Origin of the sequence: Neobacillus notoginsengisoli, from assembly GCF_003515685.1 — a bacterium.
Classification (GTDB): Bacteria; Bacillota; Bacilli; order Bacillales; family Cytobacillaceae; genus Bacillus_D; species Bacillus_D notoginsengisoli.
Genome location: NZ_QWEG01000003.1, coordinates 279,838 through 296,911, shown reverse-complemented (window position 1 = coordinate 296,911; position 17,074 = coordinate 279,838). Strand labels below are relative to the sequence as shown.

Sequence of the window (17,074 nt, the reverse complement as noted above, 5' to 3'; positions counted from 1 at the left end):
GCGCTTGCCCAGGAAATAAAAAATATTTCCAATGATAGCCGCACATATTTCCGCCGCGACTTATATTAACTGCTCATAAACACTGTTAAGCTCCTTTGCCCGTTTCTCATCCTGCTCATTTAGGGCATATTTTATTTCTTCAGGCAAAATTGTATTTAAGAACTGAATATCTTTTTGCGATAAATTCCTAATAAATTCATTTTCATTCCCTGTATACCCTTGAAGGTGTTCATAAATCTGTTTCCCATCCTTATGGCTTTCTGTATAGTTTGAAAGGATTTCCCGTAAATATGCCAGTGTCTGTTCCATTGAGTGTCCTCCTTATTTGAACTCTGATGCAAGAAAGGTGTAGGCAATTTTTACTGGAGTAATGAAAGAATTGGCTCCACTGCATCCAAAAGAGTAGGGGCGATATAGTCTGCTTTTGATTCACTGGTTCCTATAAAAACGGTTTTGCAGCCAGCTGCAATCCCAGCTTCAATATCTCTTTCATGATCCCCGACCATAACTGATTCTGTTAAATCCAATCCGTGTTCTTCTGCCAATCCAACCAACATCCCGGGATTCGGCTTTCTGCATCTGCAGCCGGCGTGAGGTTTATGAGGACAATAAGCAATGCCCGAAATCATTCCTCCTTCTTCCGCTAACAATTCACAGAGTCGCTTATGAACCTTTTCCAATTTTTCTTCCGTCATAAACCCAAGTCCAATACCGCCTTGGTTCGTCACGATAAAGATTGGATCCCCTGCTTTTGAAAGGCGGGCTACAGCTTCTGAAGCACCCTCCAACAAAAATAGCTGCTTCGGATGATTGACAAATTTCACTCGTTTCGTCAAAACCTCGTTTAATACTCCATCCCGGTCCAGGAAAATGGCCTTTTTCAATTCGATACAGCTCCCCATACTTTGCTTATCTTTATTGTTCCTTTAACCTTTATGTTATAAACCGTAAACGAAACCATATTTTTATTAAACTGCTCCAAACTACATACAAAGTGATCATCACCATTATTTCTTAATTTCCAGAGTTAGGAATAATCGTCTGTAAAATAGGGAAACAAATTGATAGCAGTTCTATATTTGAGAAGGGGGAGGTGAGGCAATGCCTTCGCCAGTTGTTCGGTCATTGCCCAATTGGTTTACAATTGCAAATTTGCTTTGCGGGATTTTTTCCATCATTTTAAACATGAATGACATCATTACATTTTCAGCCTTGTTAATCTTTGCCGCCGCCTTTATGGATTTGTTCGATGGGAGAATTGCGAGAAGGCTTAATGTAAATAGTGAGGTCGGGGTAGAGCTTGATTCGCTCGCGGATATTGTCAGTTTTGGGGTGGCACCTGCCTTACTCGTCTATTCACTTGCCCATCCTTCCATGCTAACTTCTTTTGCTTTTACTTTTTATGCAGCGATGGGTGCACTTAGGCTGGCGCGTTTTAGTGCAAGTCCCACAATAGGTTATTTTATGGGCATCCCCATCCCATTAGCTGGAATGGTCATTGCCGGTATGGCTTTATTTGATTACAGCAATGCCTATGTTACAATCCTGCTTGCTATACTTATGGTAAGCCCGATTAGAATCAAGAAATTTTAATGCCTGTACTACTTTTCCTCCCTGTGGAATAAAATGGAGCATAAACTCCTTTGTGAAAAAGCAGGGATGGTGAATATGGGCAGAGTTATAAGGAAGGGTATGATTGTAACAGCAGGAGGCCTCATCCAGGGGTTGGGGATGGGCCTCTTTTTATTTCCCCATAACATACCATCAGGAGGCGCTGGAGGAATTGCTGTTCTTCTTAATTACTTTTTTTATCTTGATATGGGGTTTGCCTTATGGGCGGTTAACTTTTCCATGCTTGTATTGGCAATAAAATATCTTGGAAACCGATGTACAATATGGACAATGTTTGCCATTACAGTAACATCGCTTTCCATTTATTTTTGCCAAAAAACAATTGATATCCCCTTTCAGAATGTCTGGATTGACTTGATCACTGGATCGTTATTTCTTGGAGCCGGCGTAGGCCTTCTCCTCAGGCAGGGTGTGTCTAATGGAGGGGTCGGAGTTTTGGCGCTGATCATCTCTTCTATGAGAGGAGTGCTTCCTGGAAGGCCGCTTTTTTGGATCAATGGCTTTATTTTTTTGCTGACTGCCTCCATTATTAAATGGGAAATTATTGTTCAGGCACTATTGAGCCAATGGATTTCAACAAAAATCATTGATGTGGTTTTTAAAATCCGGTTTTATCATGGGTATCCTTTTGCATATAGAAAAAAATAAGTTTACACATAATTATATCGGAATGAATATTTGCTTTTATCTTTTTCTTTGCCCTTGCCACTTACATGAATCAACGTAGCTGCAAGTACTCCTACAATCAATGTCAAAGCGGCGATGGACAAAAACATACCAGTCGTTGACCATTCCATAAGCCTTGTAAAAATGGGCGGGCCGATGGCAACACCGATAAAACGCACAGAGCCATACAGTGAAGTGACAAAACCACGCCTTTCTTTTCCGACTGAACCAGTAATCAGGCTATTCAGGCAGGGGAGGACAAGGCCGGTCCCGACACTGCTTATGACGAGGACGAGAAGGAACGGTACGAGTTTTTCAAAAAATATGAGCAGTGAGTATGAAACAGTCATCAGGCCGAGGCCAATGACAATTAATCGCTTCATCATAACCAGGTTTTTGCCGATTTTACTGCCGGTAATATAAGAGGTCAACCCCATCACAAGAAGTGGGATGGCAAGAATTAACCCTTTGATGATTCCGTCGATTTTATATTGTTTTTCTAATAAATCGGACAAATAAAACAGGATGCCAAACAAAGTGAACAGGCATGTGGCCCCGGCCAAATAGGCTGTGAAAAGCCAGCGTCCTTCAAACTTAAACACACTTGCCAATCCCCGCATATATTTGCCAAAAGGGGGAGGTGCCTGTCTGTGGCTTTTTTCTTTAATAAAAAATAATGTCAGCAATATGGAGACAGAACAGATTGCCGGAAATGCAAAAAAAACGGCATACCATGTAATGATTCCAAATGCTGCGCCCAATATTGGTGACAATACCTTTCCAAGTCCGTTGGATGCTTCTACAATCCCCAGTACCCTGCTTTGCTCCCCGCCTTTAAATAAATCACCGGTTAGGGCCATTGCAATCGGTGCCGTGCCAGCCGCGCCTATCCCTTGTAGTGTACGCCCGGCCAAGATCCACCAATAAGGATTATCAAATAAAGAAGATGCAAACCCGGCCAGCAGTCCGCCAACCCCATAAAGAATGAGTGCAGGGAGGATGATAATTTTTCTTGAAAAGCGGTCTGAAAAATACCCCAATATAGGAATGAATATGGCAGCCGCAATTGAAAATACCGTAATTGTCAAACTGGCTTGCAGTTGTGTTAACCCTAGCTCTGCTTTCATCTGGGGCAGTATGGGAATTAACATTGAATTTCCCAGTGTCATTATGAGTGGGATTGAACCAATTGCCGCAACAGTCATGCCCGAATTTTTACTTGCCACCGGGAAACACTCCTTTTATATTGTTTAACATTCCTTACTTTAAATTGAGAGGAGGCAGAACGAGCCAGCCCTTTTCCTTGTTTATTTTTGAAAGTTTATCGGCATACTCAGTCTTTTGGGTAATAAAGTCACCGAACATTTCTCGAAGATCCGCTCTAATTGAAATCCCCATGATATAACTTGCCAAGACATTGCTGCCTATGATGTCACGGGTTAGAAGTGCCGCGATTTCAGAATCGTTAATCCTGGCACCTGCCGGGATATCTTCAGCTGAAACATTCGGCCTGTCGGGAGGAGCGGGGGGCAGCCGGATTCCGTTCTCTTTTAAAATGGCCTCCACCTGTTGTTCTTCTTGCTTAATGCAGTTTTCCATTAAATCTTCAATAAAGACTTTAAGGTCATGGTCACCGGAATGGTTTGTAAATACTTGCAAAGCAACAAGATAAGCCTTTGTGCCAAGCAAATGTGACCATAAATGAAAAACTTCCCCGGCATGCAAAGGTTCATCTTGTGGATTTTCACTCATTATTCCCATTGCTCTCTCTCCAATCAATTTCAAGTTAGGATTAGTATGAGTGCTTTTTTTGAAAAATATCACCATAAATTTAAACGCTGGTGAAAGTATTTTATTAGTGGAATTGTTATTAAGGGGAAAAAAACATCAACAAAAAGAGGATGGCGTCATCGCCACCCACCTCTGGGTTATTGTTTTATTCCATAAAGAATGCAACCCACTCCAGCAAAAACCCATAGCATTTTCATCAGAGACACTTTCTCAACAAGCCCAATCAGTCCAATCGTTGTTGTTGAGACAAGGATGAGCGGCCCTATAAGTGCCAAGGAACTATTGATGAGCATAGCTTTTTCAACCGCATTAAATTTTAGCATAAGCAATGCGGCGAAAATTTCAATCCCTCCGGAAACGATCCGTAAAAATGACATCGCTAGGACTGTTTTTTCAATAACCGTAAACATAAAGCCCTCCATTTTTGGACGAGGTTCTGTTCGAGTATATGCCATTACACTGTTCAGATAGAACTCCGAGACGCTCCTTGTTTCTTGCTTTCCTTCCTGAGTAAAATACGATGAATCTAAAAATATTTTTGTGGGACAGGAACCTATCGGGTTTTCCTTCATACATTTAAATCAGGCTGATTAATCCGCCTATAATCTAGTACAAGGGTGGGGGGTTTAAGATGAAACGTAGCCGTGTTCAGTCACTTTTGATTCTTCTGTTGGCCTTTTTGCTTGCAGGTACCTTTTTGTCAGGCTGTGCGGAGAGTGGTGCTAAGAAAAACAATGCTGACGGTGAAAACAAAAAAACCACCGCTATTAAAACGATCCGGATCGGGTACCAGAAAAATGGTCCGCTTGTCATTCTAAAATCACTTGGAACATTAGAAAAACGGCTTGCCCAAAAAGGTATCACTGTAGAATGGAGAGAGTTTCAGGCAGGACCGGCGCTCGTGGAGGCCCTTAATGCCGGAAGCATTGATTTTGGCCGTACAGGAGACTCTCCGCCCATTTTTGCTCAAGCAGCAGATGCCCCCTTTGTGTATATAGCTGCAGGAAAGCCAAAATTTAATGGAAGTGCCATTTTGGTTCAGAAAGATTCACCGATCAAGTCGCTCAGTGATTTAAAAGGCAAGAAGGTTGGATTTGCAAAAGGGTCAAGTTCCCATTATCTGCTGATTAAGGGACTTGAAAAAGCAGGGATCAACTATATTGATATTACACCCGCTTTTCTCGCTCCTGGTGATGGCCGGGTGGCTTTTGAAAAAGGAAATATTGATGCGTGGGTTGTTTGGGATCCTTTTACTTCATCAGCTGAAGTGAATGCAGGTGCAAGAATGCTCGTTAACGGGGAAGGGCTTACGACGGACAGGGATTTCTTTCTGGCCAGCAGGGATTTTGCAAAGCATAAAGAGATTATTGCAGATATTGTTGAAGAAATTAAAAATTCCTCCGAGTGGGCGAATACCCATCATACAGAACTCGTTGATCTGTTATCACCAATATTAAAAATAGATAAGGAATCGCTTGAGATCGCAGTAAAGCGGCGTGTTTACGGGGTGGATGAAATGAACAGCCAAATTATCAAGGAGCAGCAAGAAATAGCCGACACTTTTTACAACTTGAAAATTATTCCTAAAAAAATTGATATTAAAGAAGTCCTAAATAATTAAAAAGGAGGCATTCTTATGCTGCCTCACCTCAGCAAATTTGGAAGGTATATCATTCCCTGGATTTTTCCAGCTCTGATATTGGTTTTATGGCAATTTTTTTCCTCGCTTGGCCTGATCCCTTCAAGGATCCTTCCGGCACCAACTGATGTCATTACGGCAGGTATTCATTTGCTGCAAACCGGTGAATTGGTGGAACATATAGCTGTCAGTCTCGGAAGGGCGGTGGCGGGTTTTTTAATTGGCGGCACAATAGGGTTTATCCTCGGGTTATTGAATGGAATTTTTAAATTGTCTGAGCTGATATTTGACACTTCCATCCAAATGCTTAGGACCATCCCGCATTTGGCCATGATTCCACTTGTTATCCTCTGGTTCGGTATTGATGAAACCTCGAAAATATTTCTCGTATCGATTGGGGTTTTGTTTCCGATTTATATAAATACGTATCATGGGATCAAATCAGTCGATAAAGGCTTAATTGAAATGGGGAAGGCATATGGATTAAAAGGCCCATCCCTCTTTTTTACCATCATCTTTCCCGGTGCCCTATCTTCAATTCTGGTCGGAGTGCGTTTTTCGCTTGGGGTTATGTGGCTGACGCTTATTGTTGCTGAAACGATATCCGCTCATTCGGGAATTGGGTATATGGCCATGAATGCAAGAGAATTCTTTGCCATGGATGTCATTGTCCTAAGCATTGTCCTATATGCACTTTTCGGCAAACTCTCGGATGTCATTGCAAGAGCGATGGAGGATAAGTGGCTAAAATGGAATGCTTGAACTACCAGATAGGGGTGTTAACCGTGTATTCAGAACCATCTCCCTATGTCCTTTTGAAGGGTATACGAAAAAAATATGGAAACAGAGCAGTCTTGGATGGAATTGATCTTGCCGCGGCACCAGGTGAATTTATTTCAATTGTTGGAAAGAGCGGCTGTGGAAAGAGCACACTTCTTCGGCTGATAGCGGGTCTTGAGTCAAATGAAGGTGGAGAAATATTTATTAAAGGGAAAAAAATGACCGGGTTAAATAAAGATGCCAGAATTATGTTCCAGGATGGGAGGCTTCTCCCTTGGAGAACAGTACTGGAGAATGTTGGAACAGGTTTAAAGGGAAACTGGAAACAAAAAGGAATCAATACACTTCGCAATGTGGGACTGGAGGAAAGGAGCCAGGATTGGCCCTCAAAGCTTTCAGGAGGGCAAAAGCAGCGGGTTGCGCTTGCGAGGGCATTGATTCACGAACCGGATATTCTTCTTCTTGATGAACCGCTTGGAGCTCTAGATGCTCTTACGCGTCTAGAAATGCAGGATTTGATAGAGGAAATATGGAAAGAGCAGAAATTCACCTCCATTTTGGTCACTCATGATGTCGAAGAGGCTGTAGCGATTGCAGACAGAGTGATATTAATTGAAAATGGGAAAATCGTGATGGACCGGGTTATTGATCTGCCACGTCCAAGACAGCGCTCCCAAAGAGCGTTTCAGTGCCATGTAGAAGATATATTGAAGCGGATTATGGAACGAAGAAACGAAAATGAGTTGAGGCTTGTTGGAAAATAAAACTTTGGGGAGCGGTACATACAGTATCGCTTTTTACTTTGTTAATGACTATCCACTTGCATAAAAATAGTGTAAAGTAGTCTTAACAGGGAGTTAGCGGTTGATAGGTCAAAGATAGTAAAGTGCTAGCAACTGCTAAGAAGTATATGGAAGGGGATTATGATGAGTAATCAACGAGTCCAGCTCAATGTAAGGATCACAAAGGAAACGTATCAGAAGTTAGATGAGATTGTTGCTTACTATCAGGAAAACGTGAAAGTAGGAAGGATTTATAAAGGTGACGTTCTATCCGATATAATCGAAAAGTCGCATGAAATAATGGAAAAACAGAAAAGCAGACAACGGTCGTAGAATATGTTAACGGTGTGCTGCATGTTTTTTAAGTAATGGTCTGGTTTTTGTAAGCCAAATCTTCCAAAATTGGCTGGAATGCGTTCGTATCTATGCTGCTTATGATTAGGATACTAAATAACGGAAGGCCTTTTGCGGATTCCAATATTCATGTAGGGAAGGTGTGGCTGCAAATGAATTTCCGAATGGTTGCTTCCCTTTTAAGAGGGATTGCGAACAACAGGCAAAACAAACGAATGTTTTGGGCGTCCTTGATTGGACTTGGAGTCAGTGCGACTGCGATGGGTTTAAGGCGGACGAGATACCGAAATGTTCTCCCGCAAATCCAGCAGGCGGCTGAGCGCTTTATCCCCAGTTCCATGATGAAAAACACTGCGTTGGCTGAGTTTTCATCCGAACTATTTACAAAACCGCCTTCCGGAAGCAAAACAAAACAGTAACAACAAAAGCCGCTCTTGCGGCTTTTTTGCATACCAAGGTTAAAATAATATTATCGATTGATAAAGGGTGATCATATGCTTCGGGACCATATAAGACACGATCTTGATATATTGTTTATTGGTTTTAATCCAAGCTTGCTTTCCGGGAAAACAGGGCATCATTTTGCGAGCCCGAACAACCGATTCTGGAAAATCCTTCATGAGGCCTCGATTACACCGAGGAAGTATAAGTCAGAAGAAGATTATTTGCTGCCTGAAATTGGACTTGGCTTAACCAATATCGTAGCCAGGCCAACGAAAGCAGCCGATGAAATTACAAAGGAAGAATATAGGGTTGGCAGGGAGATTTTGAAAGAGAAAATAAAGATGTACAGGCCATTGATTGCCTGTTTTGTAGGAAAGGGAGTGTATCAACAGTACAGTTTGCAAAAAGACGTCCCCTGGGGAGCACAGAGTAATCAGACTGTACCGGGAACAACCGACTTCGTGGCCCCATCTTCAAGCGGACTCGTCAGAATAAAAATGGACGAGATCGTCAGGATTTACAGTGAATTGCCGGGATTGGCGGAAAGGTTAAAAGAACATAAATAAAGGCGCCCCCGAAAGAGCGCCTGCCCCTTCCGTCCGAACTGGTTAAGTGTCCCGCAACAAGCGATTTCGGAAGAGGCAATCTCATTTTAACACGGCCATTCTTTTGAAATCAATCGGCTAATCCACCTATAATGATGGCATTATATTTCATTCTTAGAAAAAGAAGTGGTATCATAATGGTTATCTAAGATAAGGAGTTGTTTTTATGGCAAAAAAAGGCGTTATCACAATGGAGAATGGTGAAAAAATCGAATTTGAATTATATCCCGAGGAAGCACCGGGGACAGTTGAGAATTTTGAAACTCTTGCAAACAAAGGCTATTATAATGGGCTGTCGTTTCACAGAGTCATCCCAGGATTTGTTAGCCAGGGAGGCTGCCCTCATGGAACAGGCACTGGTGGTCCGGGTTATACGATTAAATGTGAAACCGAAGGAAACCCCCACAAGCATGTAGCGGGATCATTATCAATGGCGCACGCAGGCAAGGACACAGGCGGAAGCCAGTTCTTCATCGTCCATGAACCTCAGCCACACCTTGACGGAGTCCATACAGTTTTCGGTAAAGTGACTTCCGGGCTCGAAACTGCGAGAAATATGAGAAACGGCGACGTTATGCAAAAAGTCGAAGTTTTTGAAGAGTAAAACAGACAGGGGCTGCAGCCGGCCATTTAACCGGCTCAGCCTCTCTTTTTTGATTAGGGGGAGATGGTTGCATGAAATTGATATCATGGAATGTGAATGGAATCCGTGCCTGTGTAAATAAGGGGTTCCTGGATTATTTTCATCGGGCTGAAGCGGATATATTTTGTCTGCAGGAAACAAAATGCCAGGAAGGCCAAATTACGATGGAACTAAAGGGCTATCATCAATATTGGAATTATGCCGAAAAGAAAGGATATTCTGGTACGGCGGTATTTTCCAAAGTGAAGCCGCTGAGTGTGAGGTATGGCCTTGGAGAATCAGACTATGAACCAGAAGGAAGAATCATTACTCTGGAATATGACGATTTTTATCTTGTGAATGTTTATACGCCAAACTCCCAGCGCGATCTTGCAAGGCTGGAATACAGGCTTGAATGGGAAGAGCAAATCAAGGAACATCTGCTTAGCCTTGAGGAAAAGAAACCAGTTATTCTTTGCGGCGACCTGAATGTAGCACATTCCTGGATTGATCTAAAAAATCCTAAATCGAATGTTGGCAATTCTGGTTTCACAGATGAGGAAAGGCAAAAGCTGACAGAGCTCCTCGAGGCCGGCTATATTGACAGTTATCGCTATTTTTACCCTGAACACGAAGGTGCTTATACGTGGTGGAGCTATATGCGCCAGGTCAGGGAGCGGAATATTGGCTGGCGCATCGATTATTTCCTTGTTTCGAAAAAGCTGGAGGGCAGGCTAATGGATGCAAAGATTGATTGTTATATTATGGGCAGTGATCATTGCCCGGTCATTCTTGAATTAAAATGATTTTTGCCCGCCGCTTCAAACAATAGAAAAATGACATTCAATCAGTTTCAGGCGCTAGATGTGATAATTTTCTAACGCCTGAAACGGCCCATTACTTCAATTGCTTTTGTTATGTGGACAAATGCGTCTGGGTCTGTTTTCTTGATTGTTTCTTTCGTTTCTGATAATTCGTACTTTGTTATAACTGTCGTTAGGACTTTTTTAGGTTCGAGCGTATATCCGCCTTCTGCATCGGTCATTGTTATCCCCCGCTGGTGAAGGCTTATTAATGCTTCGTTTAATTCTTTCCACTTGCCTGTTACAATCGTCACAGCCAGTTTTGTATGGCTCGTGTGGATTGTATCAACGGCACGTCCCGATGCAAAAATTGCAAATAATGTATAGATCGTTTTATCAGCACCGAAAGCAAGTGCAGAGGCAAGGACAACGAACAAATTAATCCATGTGATTAGGACCCCGACCGGCAAATCCTTTTTCTTTGCAAGAATAAGGCTAATAATGTCAATCCCTCCGGCAGACCCTCCAAACCTGATTAATCCACCTATACTGGTCCCGAAAAGGACTCCTCCAAATATGCTGGACAGCAATAAATCACTGCTGAATGCATTGACAGGAAAAACCTTCATTAATATTGATAACAATACAACTGAATAAATAGTATAAACAAGAAATTTTTTGCCTAGATGAAAATAGCCAAGCACAAATAGTGGAATATTGATCATTAGAATGACCCAACCCGTGCTAAGCGGAATGAAATGATTAATGATAATCGCAATCCCCGCCACCCCTCCGGTCAGCACTTGGTGAGGAATGAGAAATGTATTTAAAGCTAGTGCCATCCCCGCAGTAAAGAAAGTGATGGCCATGAGTTGAAACATAGTTTTCCGCACAACTTTCACACCTCGATGTTTTATAGTCAACCTCCTGTCCTAGTCTATTATTCAATGCTTAGCAATACTAGTGAAAAATTAGGGAACTTTACGATGGAAAAAACTGAATCTTTATAATGTTTTGTGTAGCAACAACAAAGCCGGGTATGGTAAAAAGAAAGTATTAAGAGTACGGGGGTTAATACAGATGAATATCGTCTGGTTCACGAGGGATATAAGGACTATTGATCATTTACCTCTCTATGAAGCAGCAAAATATGGAGACGTTTTACCATTATATATTTTTGAGCCTTCCTTTTGGGATGGAGGGAATTTATCAGAAAGGCATTATGACTTTGTGATGGAAAGCCTTATTGATTTGGCTGAACGATTAACCGCGCTCGGCGGAACACTGTATATTGCCATTGGTGAAGCAGAGGATGTGTTTTCAAAAATAATGGAGGAACGAGGTCACGTTCATTTGTTTTTTTACGGCGGGAAAGGATTTCATCGACCTGCTTTTTTTAATTGGATAAAGCAAAACGATTTTTCTTACAAGGTGTTTCCTTCAATTGAAATTGAAGAAAACAGTACATACACATTTAGAAAATGGCTTGAAAAAATTGCGATGTTAGAAGAGTTACAACCTGTCCGAATAAAGATGGCGCAGACAATCCCTGAATGGCTATTCTCCTCAACCGGAAAACTTGAACTCTTTCATCTAAGCGGTGAACCAATCCGGTTTGGGCAGGCTGGAGGTGAAGGAAACGCAATCGAGACGATGGAGTCTTTTCTTGTGGACAGGCATGTAAATTATTTAGCGGGAAAGAAAAGCCCGATAAAAGCCTCATTCTATTCAAGCCGTCTGTCTCCATATTTAGCCTGGGGGAATATTTCTCTAAAATCTGTTGTTTTAATGACACTAAAATTACTGGAAGAAGACCCTGCTGCCGCTAATAAAAAAGCGTTAGATCATTTTTTGCGAAACTTATTTAAACGGTTTCTTTTTACAGAAACGAGCCTCGGAGCTACACCAGTTATTTCGTCGTTAGCTAGGCAAGAAACGAAGGAAGGGAAATGGGCAGAGGAAGCCTTGGAATCAGGCAAAACTGGCATTCCAATCATTGATGCATCCATGATTTTCCTAACGAAAACAGGCTGGCTGCCATATGCTCTTCGGAAAACTGTCGCTTTTTTTGCCTCGAACGGACTTGGTCTCAATAAAGATATTGTTTCCTCTCTACTCGGTTCGTTACTGCTTGATTATGACCCTTCGATTCATGAATTCGAGATTGAAGAATGTGCATCTTTAGAAAAAAACTCGAACTATTTTCATATTGTTAGAGCGGGCAAGAGAATGGATAAAGACGGTTCATTTATTAAAAGGTATATACCTGAATTGGCCGGCTTGCCTGGTAAGTATGTGCATGAACCCTGGCTTTTTCCAGGCTTTTTCCGATTGGATTACCCCGCTCCGGTAATCAATCCTGAAAAATTATATAAATCGCTTATTCATCAATCGAAAAAAACTAATAGTCACGAAGATGCGAATAGAGTGAGAAATAACGCAGCAGCTAAAAATGAACAGCTTTCTCTCGATTTGTTTTCCGACTAAGAAGAACTTGTTAACGATTTTGCCACAAAATTAATACACGTTATTATTCCCTTTTTCGGCTTAATGTAATATACTAATTAAGAAAAATAGTAACACATTAGGTTGTTTTACTTTAAAGTATATCCTAATTGCATGAAATACGAGGAGGTGTGCTCAATTAAACTGTCAAAACGGCAGGAGGCAATTATGGAAATCGTCAGGAAGTCCGGCCCGATTACCGGTAAAAGGATTGCCGAACAACTTTCGTTATCTAGGGCGGCCTTAAGGCCGGATTTAGCTATTTTAACGATGGCGGGAAATCTTGAAGCGAGACCAAGGGTAGGCTATTTCATTAATAAAGACATGCGGACCTCTTTCCAGTCCGTCCAGGCTGCCAGGCAAAAGGTATCAGAATATAAAGCCCACCCAATCGTGATTCAGAAGTCAGCTACAGTATACGATGCGATCGTCCAACTCTTCCTTGAGGATGTCGGGACTATCTATGCCGTGGACGAGAACGGGCACCTTGCAGGAGTCATTTCTCGAAAGGATCTGCTTAGAGCCACTCTTGGCAATAAAAACCACGAAGAACTGCCAATCAGCATTATCATGACCCGGATGCCGAATATCGTGATGATAGAGCAAGGGGAAACATTACTGGATGCTGCAAAGAAAATGATTGATTTTCAAGTTGACTCCCTGCCTGTTGTAAAGGAAATCGATAAAGGAACCCATACATATGCAGTTCTTGGCAGGATAACGAAAACCACCATCACAAAAGCTTATTTGGAAATCCTCGGGCAATGAACCTGTTAAGGAGTGAGTGCAAAAGTGGCAGCTAAGGAAACAGTTTATGTCATATCCGATTCAGTCGGCGAAACGGCCGAATTTGTTGTCAAGGCAGTTGCAACCCAGTTCAACGGGGGGAATATTGCAATCCGCAGAAGTTCTTATGTTGAAGATACAGAAGATCTTGAAGATGCCATTATGATGGCGAAGCAGGGAAACTCCATCATTGCTTATACTTTGGTCGTTCCTGCCCTAAAGGAATATTTGGACAGACGGACAAAGGAAGAAGGCATTACCGCGATTGATTTGCTCAGCCCCCTTATGGATGCTTTCATTAAAAAGTTCAATAAGGAACCCGAGCACCGCCCAGGACTGATGAGAAGGCTTGATGATGACTATTTTAGGAAAGTAGACGCCATTGAATTTGCCGTTAAGTACGATGATGGAAGGGATCCAAGGGGAGTCGAGAAGGCGGATATTGTCCTGATTGGTGTTTCGCGTACATCAAAGACTCCATTATCAATGTACCTTGCCCATCACCGTTACAAAGTGGCTAATGTTCCGCTTGTCCCGGAAGTGGCTCCTCCGGATGAAATTTTTTCTATCCAAAGAGGAAAATGTGTTGGGCTTATTATCACCCCTGACAAGTTGAATGAAATTAGAAAAGAGCGCCTGAAGGCATTGGGACTGACTTCCCATGCAAATTACGCCAGTTTTGAGAGGATCCTTGAGGAACTGGATTATGCTGAAAAAATCATGAAACGAGTCGGATGCCCAATCATCAATGTCTCAAATAAAGCAGTCGAAGAAACCGCAAGCCTTATTTTAGATGTTCTTAAAATTGAAAGGAGTTCAACCCGATGAAAAAGTATGTCTACCTATTCAATGAAGGAAACAGCCAAATGAAGGAATTGCTTGGGGGCAAGGGAGCGAATCTTGCTGAAATGACCAGAATTGGCCTGCCTGTCCCATTTGGTTTTACCATTTCCACTGAGGCTTGCAATGCTTATTATGAGGCGGAAAAAACAATTCCTGCCGATGTAGTATCAGAGGTCCTTGGAGCATTGGGAAAACTAGAGGAAAATACAGGAAAGAAGCTTGGTGATCCAGCCAATCCGCTGCTCGTTTCTGTCCGCTCCGGATCTGTTCATTCGATGCCGGGTATGATGGACACGATCCTAAACCTCGGACTGAATGACGAAACAGCTGAGGGTATGGCGCTACTGACAGGCAACCCGCGTTTTGTGTATGATTCCTATAGAAGATTTATTCAAATGTTCAGTGATGTCGTACTTGGCGTTGATGTGTTTTTCTTTGAGCAATATCTTGAGGAAAAAAGAACTGAAAAGGGCTACGCTTCAGATCCGGAAATGAAAGCCGGAGACTGGGCCGAGGTAATCGAAGGTTACAAAAAAATAGTTGAAAAGCATACTAGAAAACAATTCCCGCAGGATCCAACTGAGCAATTGTTCCTTTCTATCAATGCGGTTTTCAATTCGTGGAACAACCAGCGGGCAATTGTCTATAGAAACCTAAATAAAATTCCGGATCATCTTGGAACTGCTGTCAATATCCAAAGCATGGTATTCGGCAATATGGGCAACGATTCTGGAACCGGAGTTGCTTTTACAAGAAATCCGTCCACTGGGGAACACGTCCTCTACGGTGAGTACCTAATCAATGCCCAAGGTGAAGATGTCGTAGCAGGTATCCGTACCCCTCAGCCGATTAAGACACTAGAAGAAGAAATGCCTAAAGTTTACAACCAATTTGCCGAATTATGCAAAAAGCTTGAGAAGCATTACCTTGAAATGCAGGACATCGAATTTACGGTTGAGCGCGGAAATCTATTTATCTTGCAAACCCGGACCGGTAAGAGGACTGCGCAGGCGGCCATCAGGATCGCAGTCGAGATGGTTGAAGAAGGGCTTATTTCAAAACACGACGCCCTTATGCGTGTCGAACCTGATCAACTAAACCAGCTGCTTCACCGTAGGATTGATGATAAGTTCGAACGGGTTCGCCTGGCAAAAGGCCTGCCTGCTTCACCCGGAGCAGCGACAGGAATTGTCGTTTTTGATGCGGATGAAGCCGAAGCCCTGAATAAAGAAGGCAAAAAGGTCATTCTTGTCCGCCCTGAAACGACGCCGGACGATATCCATGGAATCATTGCGGCACAGGCTGTTGTCACAAGCAGGGGCGGAATGACGAGCCATGCTGCCGTTGTTGCCCGTGGTATGGGCAAGGCGTGTATTTGCGGCTGTGAAGCGTTAAAAATAGACTTGAAGGAAAAGCTATTCCAGGTAGGGGATACGATTGTAAAACACCATGACGTCATTACGATTGATGGGGGAACTGGGGAATTAATGCTTGGTGATATCCCGATGATCGAGCCGGAATTGTCAGAGGAATTTCAGGAGCTTCTTTCCTGGGCGGATGAAGTTCGCACGATCTCAGTGAGAGCCAATGCGGATAACCCGGTGGATACAATGAAGGCGCTTGAATTTGGCGCCGAAGGGATTGGGCTGACAAGGACGGAGCATATGTTTATGGATGCTGAGAGGGTACCGGTCGTGCAGGAAATGATTTTGTCTGAAAGCTTTGAAGAAAGAAGCGCGGCGCTGGAAAAACTTCTTCCTATGCAAAAAGAGGATTTTGAAGGGATTTTCGAAACAATCAAGGAACTGCCTGTCACCATTCGCCTTCTTGACCCGCCGTTGCATGAGTTTATGCCTGATAAAGAGGAACTGCTCGTTGAGATCACTAAGTTACAAATCCTTGATCCTGACGCACCGGAACTAAGAGAAAAGCAACTCCTGCTAAAGAAGGTTCGCCAGCTTGAGGAATTCAACCCGATGCTTGGGCACAGAGGGTGCCGCCTTGGCATGATTAATCCAGAAATCTATGCGATGCAGGTCAAAGCCATTTTCTATGCCGCCGCTTCGGTAGCTGAAAAAGGGATTAAAGTAAGGCCGGAAATTATGATTCCGCTTGTCGGCCATGTCCATGAATTAAGGCAAATGCGCCAGCTGGTCATTGATGCAGCCGATCAAATCCAAGCTGAAACAGGCAGGGTATTCGAGTATACAATCGGCACGATGATTGAAATTCCGAGAGCGGCTCTTACCGCGGATGAAATTGCTGAAGAAGCGGATTTCTTCTCATTCGGTACAAATGATCTGACCCAGACGACATTCGGCTACAGCCGAGATGATGCTGAGGGCAAGTTCCTTCAGGCGTATATTGAAAACAAAGTGCTGCCTGATAATCCGTTTGCAGTCCTGGACCAAAACGGTGTCGGAAAACTCGTTGAGATGGCGGTAAAGCTTGGCCGTAAAACAAAACCGGGATTAAAAACAGGTATTTGCGGCGAGCATGGCGGCGAAAAGAGTTCAATTGATTTTGTTTTCCGGATGGGCCTTAATTATGTAAGCTGCTCTCCTTTCAGAGTTCCATTGGCGCGCCTTGCAGCAGCGCAAGCGACAATTCGTCACGGAAAGGTTGTCGAATCACCCGTTTTCAATGCTTAAAAAAACCTCCTGCTTGAAATTAAGTCTAAGATAGTTTATTATTTTCCTATCCTATAGGATTAGTATAAAGGGGAGTAGCTTTTACAGCAAAGTCGTCATTACGGGGTCTAACCCCCGGCTTTGTTGGCAGCAGCGATGTTGTTAGCGAGACCTTTACCTGTCAAAGGTAAA

20 protein-coding genes are annotated in these 17,074 nt (G+C 42.8%); 14 read left to right on the top strand and 6 right to left on the bottom strand.

Features of this window, described 5'->3' with window-relative positions; genetic code table 11:
* Nucleotides 1-60: 60 nt before the first annotated feature.
* Both D1B31_RS06090 and D1B31_RS06085 read right to left on the bottom strand, forming a co-directional pair.
* Nucleotides 61-309: a sigma-G-dependent sporulation-specific acid-soluble spore protein CsgA gene (locus tag D1B31_RS06090; protein ID WP_118919854.1), complete on the bottom strand. Its 249-nt coding sequence runs from the start codon at nucleotides 307-309 to the stop codon at nucleotides 61-63.
* A gap of 50 nt (nucleotides 310-359) precedes the next feature.
* Entirely contained in the window at nucleotides 360-884 is a 525-nt protein-coding gene (locus D1B31_RS06085; RefSeq protein ID WP_118919853.1) for a D-glycero-alpha-D-manno-heptose-1,7-bisphosphate 7-phosphatase, read from the bottom strand.
* 217 nt (nucleotides 885-1,101) lie between these two features.
* Here D1B31_RS06085 and pssA point away from each other — a divergent pair, with 217 nt between their 5' ends.
* Complete coding sequence (gene pssA, locus D1B31_RS06080; RefSeq protein ID WP_118919852.1) at nucleotides 1,102-1,593, top strand: CDP-diacylglycerol--serine O-phosphatidyltransferase; 492 nt, start codon at nucleotides 1,102-1,104, stop codon at nucleotides 1,591-1,593.
* A gap of 99 nt (nucleotides 1,594-1,692) precedes the next feature.
* Nucleotides 1,693-2,280, top strand: a complete 588-nt coding sequence (locus D1B31_RS06075) for a YitT family protein (RefSeq protein WP_420846070.1) — start codon at nucleotides 1,693-1,695, stop codon at nucleotides 2,278-2,280.
* 2 nt (nucleotides 2,281-2,282) lie between these two features.
* Here the strand turns inward: D1B31_RS06075 and D1B31_RS06070 are convergent, their stop codons facing one another.
* The 3 genes from D1B31_RS06070 to D1B31_RS06060 all read right to left on the bottom strand — a co-directional run bounded on the left by D1B31_RS06070 (nucleotide 2,283) and on the right by D1B31_RS06060 (nucleotide 4,499).
* Entirely contained in the window at nucleotides 2,283-3,503 is a 1,221-nt protein-coding gene (locus tag D1B31_RS06070) for an MFS transporter (protein WP_118919987.1), read from the bottom strand.
* Between the two features lie 55 nt (nucleotides 3,504-3,558).
* Entirely contained in the window at nucleotides 3,559-4,059 is a 501-nt protein-coding gene (locus tag D1B31_RS06065; protein WP_118919850.1) for a DUF3231 family protein, read from the bottom strand.
* A gap of 167 nt (nucleotides 4,060-4,226) precedes the next feature.
* Nucleotides 4,227-4,499, bottom strand: coding sequence for a YqhV family protein (locus D1B31_RS06060; RefSeq protein ID WP_118919849.1), 273 nt, complete (start codon nucleotides 4,497-4,499; stop codon nucleotides 4,227-4,229).
* A gap of 221 nt (nucleotides 4,500-4,720) precedes the next feature.
* On the opposite strand from D1B31_RS06060, the gene D1B31_RS06055 reads away from it, so the two are divergent.
* The 8 genes from D1B31_RS06055 to D1B31_RS06020 all read left to right on the top strand — a co-directional run bounded on the left by D1B31_RS06055 (nucleotide 4,721) and on the right by D1B31_RS06020 (nucleotide 10,121).
* Nucleotides 4,721-5,710 carry a sulfonate ABC transporter substrate-binding protein gene (locus tag D1B31_RS06055; RefSeq protein WP_118919848.1) on the top strand — a complete coding sequence of 330 codons (990 nt, stop codon included), beginning with the start codon at nucleotides 4,721-4,723 and terminating at the stop codon, nucleotides 5,708-5,710.
* 15 nt (nucleotides 5,711-5,725) lie between these two features.
* On the top strand, nucleotides 5,726-6,490 hold the full coding sequence (locus tag D1B31_RS06050; RefSeq protein ID WP_118919847.1) for an ABC transporter permease subunit: 765 nt from the start codon (nucleotides 5,726-5,728) through the stop codon (nucleotides 6,488-6,490).
* Nucleotides 6,491-6,513: 23 nt separating this feature from the next.
* Complete coding sequence (locus D1B31_RS06045) at nucleotides 6,514-7,272, top strand: ATP-binding cassette domain-containing protein (protein WP_240035185.1); 759 nt, start codon at nucleotides 6,514-6,516, stop codon at nucleotides 7,270-7,272.
* 159 nt (nucleotides 7,273-7,431) lie between these two features.
* Nucleotides 7,432-7,623 (top strand): hypothetical protein, encoded by a 192-nt coding sequence (locus D1B31_RS06040; RefSeq protein WP_118919845.1) that lies wholly within the window; start codon nucleotides 7,432-7,434, stop codon nucleotides 7,621-7,623.
* Between the two features lie 101 nt (nucleotides 7,624-7,724).
* A complete protein-coding gene (locus D1B31_RS06035; RefSeq protein WP_158587479.1) occupies nucleotides 7,725-8,063 on the top strand; it encodes a hypothetical protein in 339 nt (112 codons plus the stop codon).
* A 75-nt stretch (nucleotides 8,064-8,138) separates the two neighbouring features.
* Nucleotides 8,139-8,654 carry a mismatch-specific DNA-glycosylase gene (locus tag D1B31_RS06030; RefSeq protein WP_118919843.1) on the top strand — a complete coding sequence of 172 codons (516 nt, stop codon included), beginning with the start codon at nucleotides 8,139-8,141 and terminating at the stop codon, nucleotides 8,652-8,654.
* 205 nt (nucleotides 8,655-8,859) lie between these two features.
* Nucleotides 8,860-9,297, top strand: a complete 438-nt coding sequence (locus tag D1B31_RS06025; RefSeq protein WP_118919842.1) for a peptidylprolyl isomerase — start codon at nucleotides 8,860-8,862, stop codon at nucleotides 9,295-9,297.
* Between the two features lie 71 nt (nucleotides 9,298-9,368).
* On the top strand, nucleotides 9,369-10,121 hold the full coding sequence (locus D1B31_RS06020) for an exodeoxyribonuclease III (protein WP_118919841.1): 753 nt from the start codon (nucleotides 9,369-9,371) through the stop codon (nucleotides 10,119-10,121).
* A gap of 71 nt (nucleotides 10,122-10,192) precedes the next feature.
* On the opposite strand, the gene D1B31_RS06015 is transcribed toward D1B31_RS06020, so the two are convergent.
* Nucleotides 10,193-11,011, bottom strand: coding sequence for a YitT family protein (locus D1B31_RS06015; RefSeq protein ID WP_142922567.1), 819 nt, complete (start codon nucleotides 11,009-11,011; stop codon nucleotides 10,193-10,195).
* A 187-nt stretch (nucleotides 11,012-11,198) separates the two neighbouring features.
* On the opposite strand from D1B31_RS06015, the gene D1B31_RS06010 reads away from it, so the two are divergent.
* The 4 genes from D1B31_RS06010 (at nucleotide 11,199) to ppdK (ending at nucleotide 16,903) form a co-directional block, all read left to right on the top strand.
* A complete protein-coding gene (locus D1B31_RS06010; protein WP_118919839.1) occupies nucleotides 11,199-12,605 on the top strand; it encodes an FAD-binding domain-containing protein in 1,407 nt (468 codons plus the stop codon).
* A 132-nt stretch (nucleotides 12,606-12,737) separates the two neighbouring features.
* On the top strand, nucleotides 12,738-13,391 hold the full coding sequence (gene ccpN / locus D1B31_RS06005) for a transcriptional regulator CcpN (RefSeq protein ID WP_275670698.1): 654 nt from the start codon (nucleotides 12,738-12,740) through the stop codon (nucleotides 13,389-13,391).
* 24 nt (nucleotides 13,392-13,415) lie between these two features.
* Nucleotides 13,416-14,237 carry a pyruvate, water dikinase regulatory protein gene (locus tag D1B31_RS06000; protein WP_118919837.1) on the top strand — a complete coding sequence of 274 codons (822 nt, stop codon included), beginning with the start codon at nucleotides 13,416-13,418 and terminating at the stop codon, nucleotides 14,235-14,237.
* Entirely contained in the window at nucleotides 14,234-16,903 is a 2,670-nt protein-coding gene (gene ppdK / locus D1B31_RS05995) for a pyruvate, phosphate dikinase (protein ID WP_118919836.1), read from the top strand. Before D1B31_RS06000 ends, ppdK begins: the two co-directional genes overlap by 4 nt.
* Nucleotides 16,904-17,074: the final 171 nt, after the last annotated feature.

Bases quoted from the DNA above. Each gene is read 5' to 3' on its own strand.
- pssA (WP_118919852.1), top strand. From the start codon at position 1,102: ATGCCTTCGCCAGTTGTTCGGTCATTGCCCAATTGGTTTACAATTGCA.
- D1B31_RS06030 (WP_118919843.1), top strand. From the start codon at position 8,139: ATGCTTCGGGACCATATAAGACACGATCTTGATATATTGTTTATTGGT.
- D1B31_RS06050 (WP_118919847.1), top strand. From the start codon at position 5,726: ATGCTGCCTCACCTCAGCAAATTTGGAAGGTATATCATTCCCTGGATT.
- D1B31_RS06060 (WP_118919849.1), bottom strand. From the start codon at position 4,499: ATGTTTACGGTTATTGAAAAAACAGTCCTAGCGATGTCATTTTTACGG.
- ccpN (WP_275670698.1), top strand. From the start codon at position 12,738: ATGAAATACGAGGAGGTGTGCTCAATTAAACTGTCAAAACGGCAGGAG.
- ppdK (WP_118919836.1), top strand. From the start codon at position 14,234: ATGAAAAAGTATGTCTACCTATTCAATGAAGGAAACAGCCAAATGAAG.
- D1B31_RS06010 (WP_118919839.1), top strand. From the start codon at position 11,199: ATGAATATCGTCTGGTTCACGAGGGATATAAGGACTATTGATCATTTA.
- D1B31_RS06065 (WP_118919850.1), bottom strand. From the start codon at position 4,059: ATGGGAATAATGAGTGAAAATCCACAAGATGAACCTTTGCATGCCGGG.
- D1B31_RS06020 (WP_118919841.1), top strand. From the start codon at position 9,369: ATGAAATTGATATCATGGAATGTGAATGGAATCCGTGCCTGTGTAAAT.
- D1B31_RS06075 (WP_420846070.1), top strand. From the start codon at position 1,693: ATGATTGTAACAGCAGGAGGCCTCATCCAGGGGTTGGGGATGGGCCTC.
- D1B31_RS06025 (WP_118919842.1), top strand. From the start codon at position 8,860: ATGGCAAAAAAAGGCGTTATCACAATGGAGAATGGTGAAAAAATCGAA.
- D1B31_RS06035 (WP_158587479.1), top strand. From the start codon at position 7,725: ATGATTAGGATACTAAATAACGGAAGGCCTTTTGCGGATTCCAATATT.
- D1B31_RS06090 (WP_118919854.1), bottom strand. From the start codon at position 309: ATGGAACAGACACTGGCATATTTACGGGAAATCCTTTCAAACTATACA.
- D1B31_RS06055 (WP_118919848.1), top strand. From the start codon at position 4,721: ATGAAACGTAGCCGTGTTCAGTCACTTTTGATTCTTCTGTTGGCCTTT.
- D1B31_RS06070 (WP_118919987.1), bottom strand. From the start codon at position 3,503: ATGACTGTTGCGGCAATTGGTTCAATCCCACTCATAATGACACTGGGA.
- D1B31_RS06040 (WP_118919845.1), top strand. From the start codon at position 7,432: ATGATGAGTAATCAACGAGTCCAGCTCAATGTAAGGATCACAAAGGAA.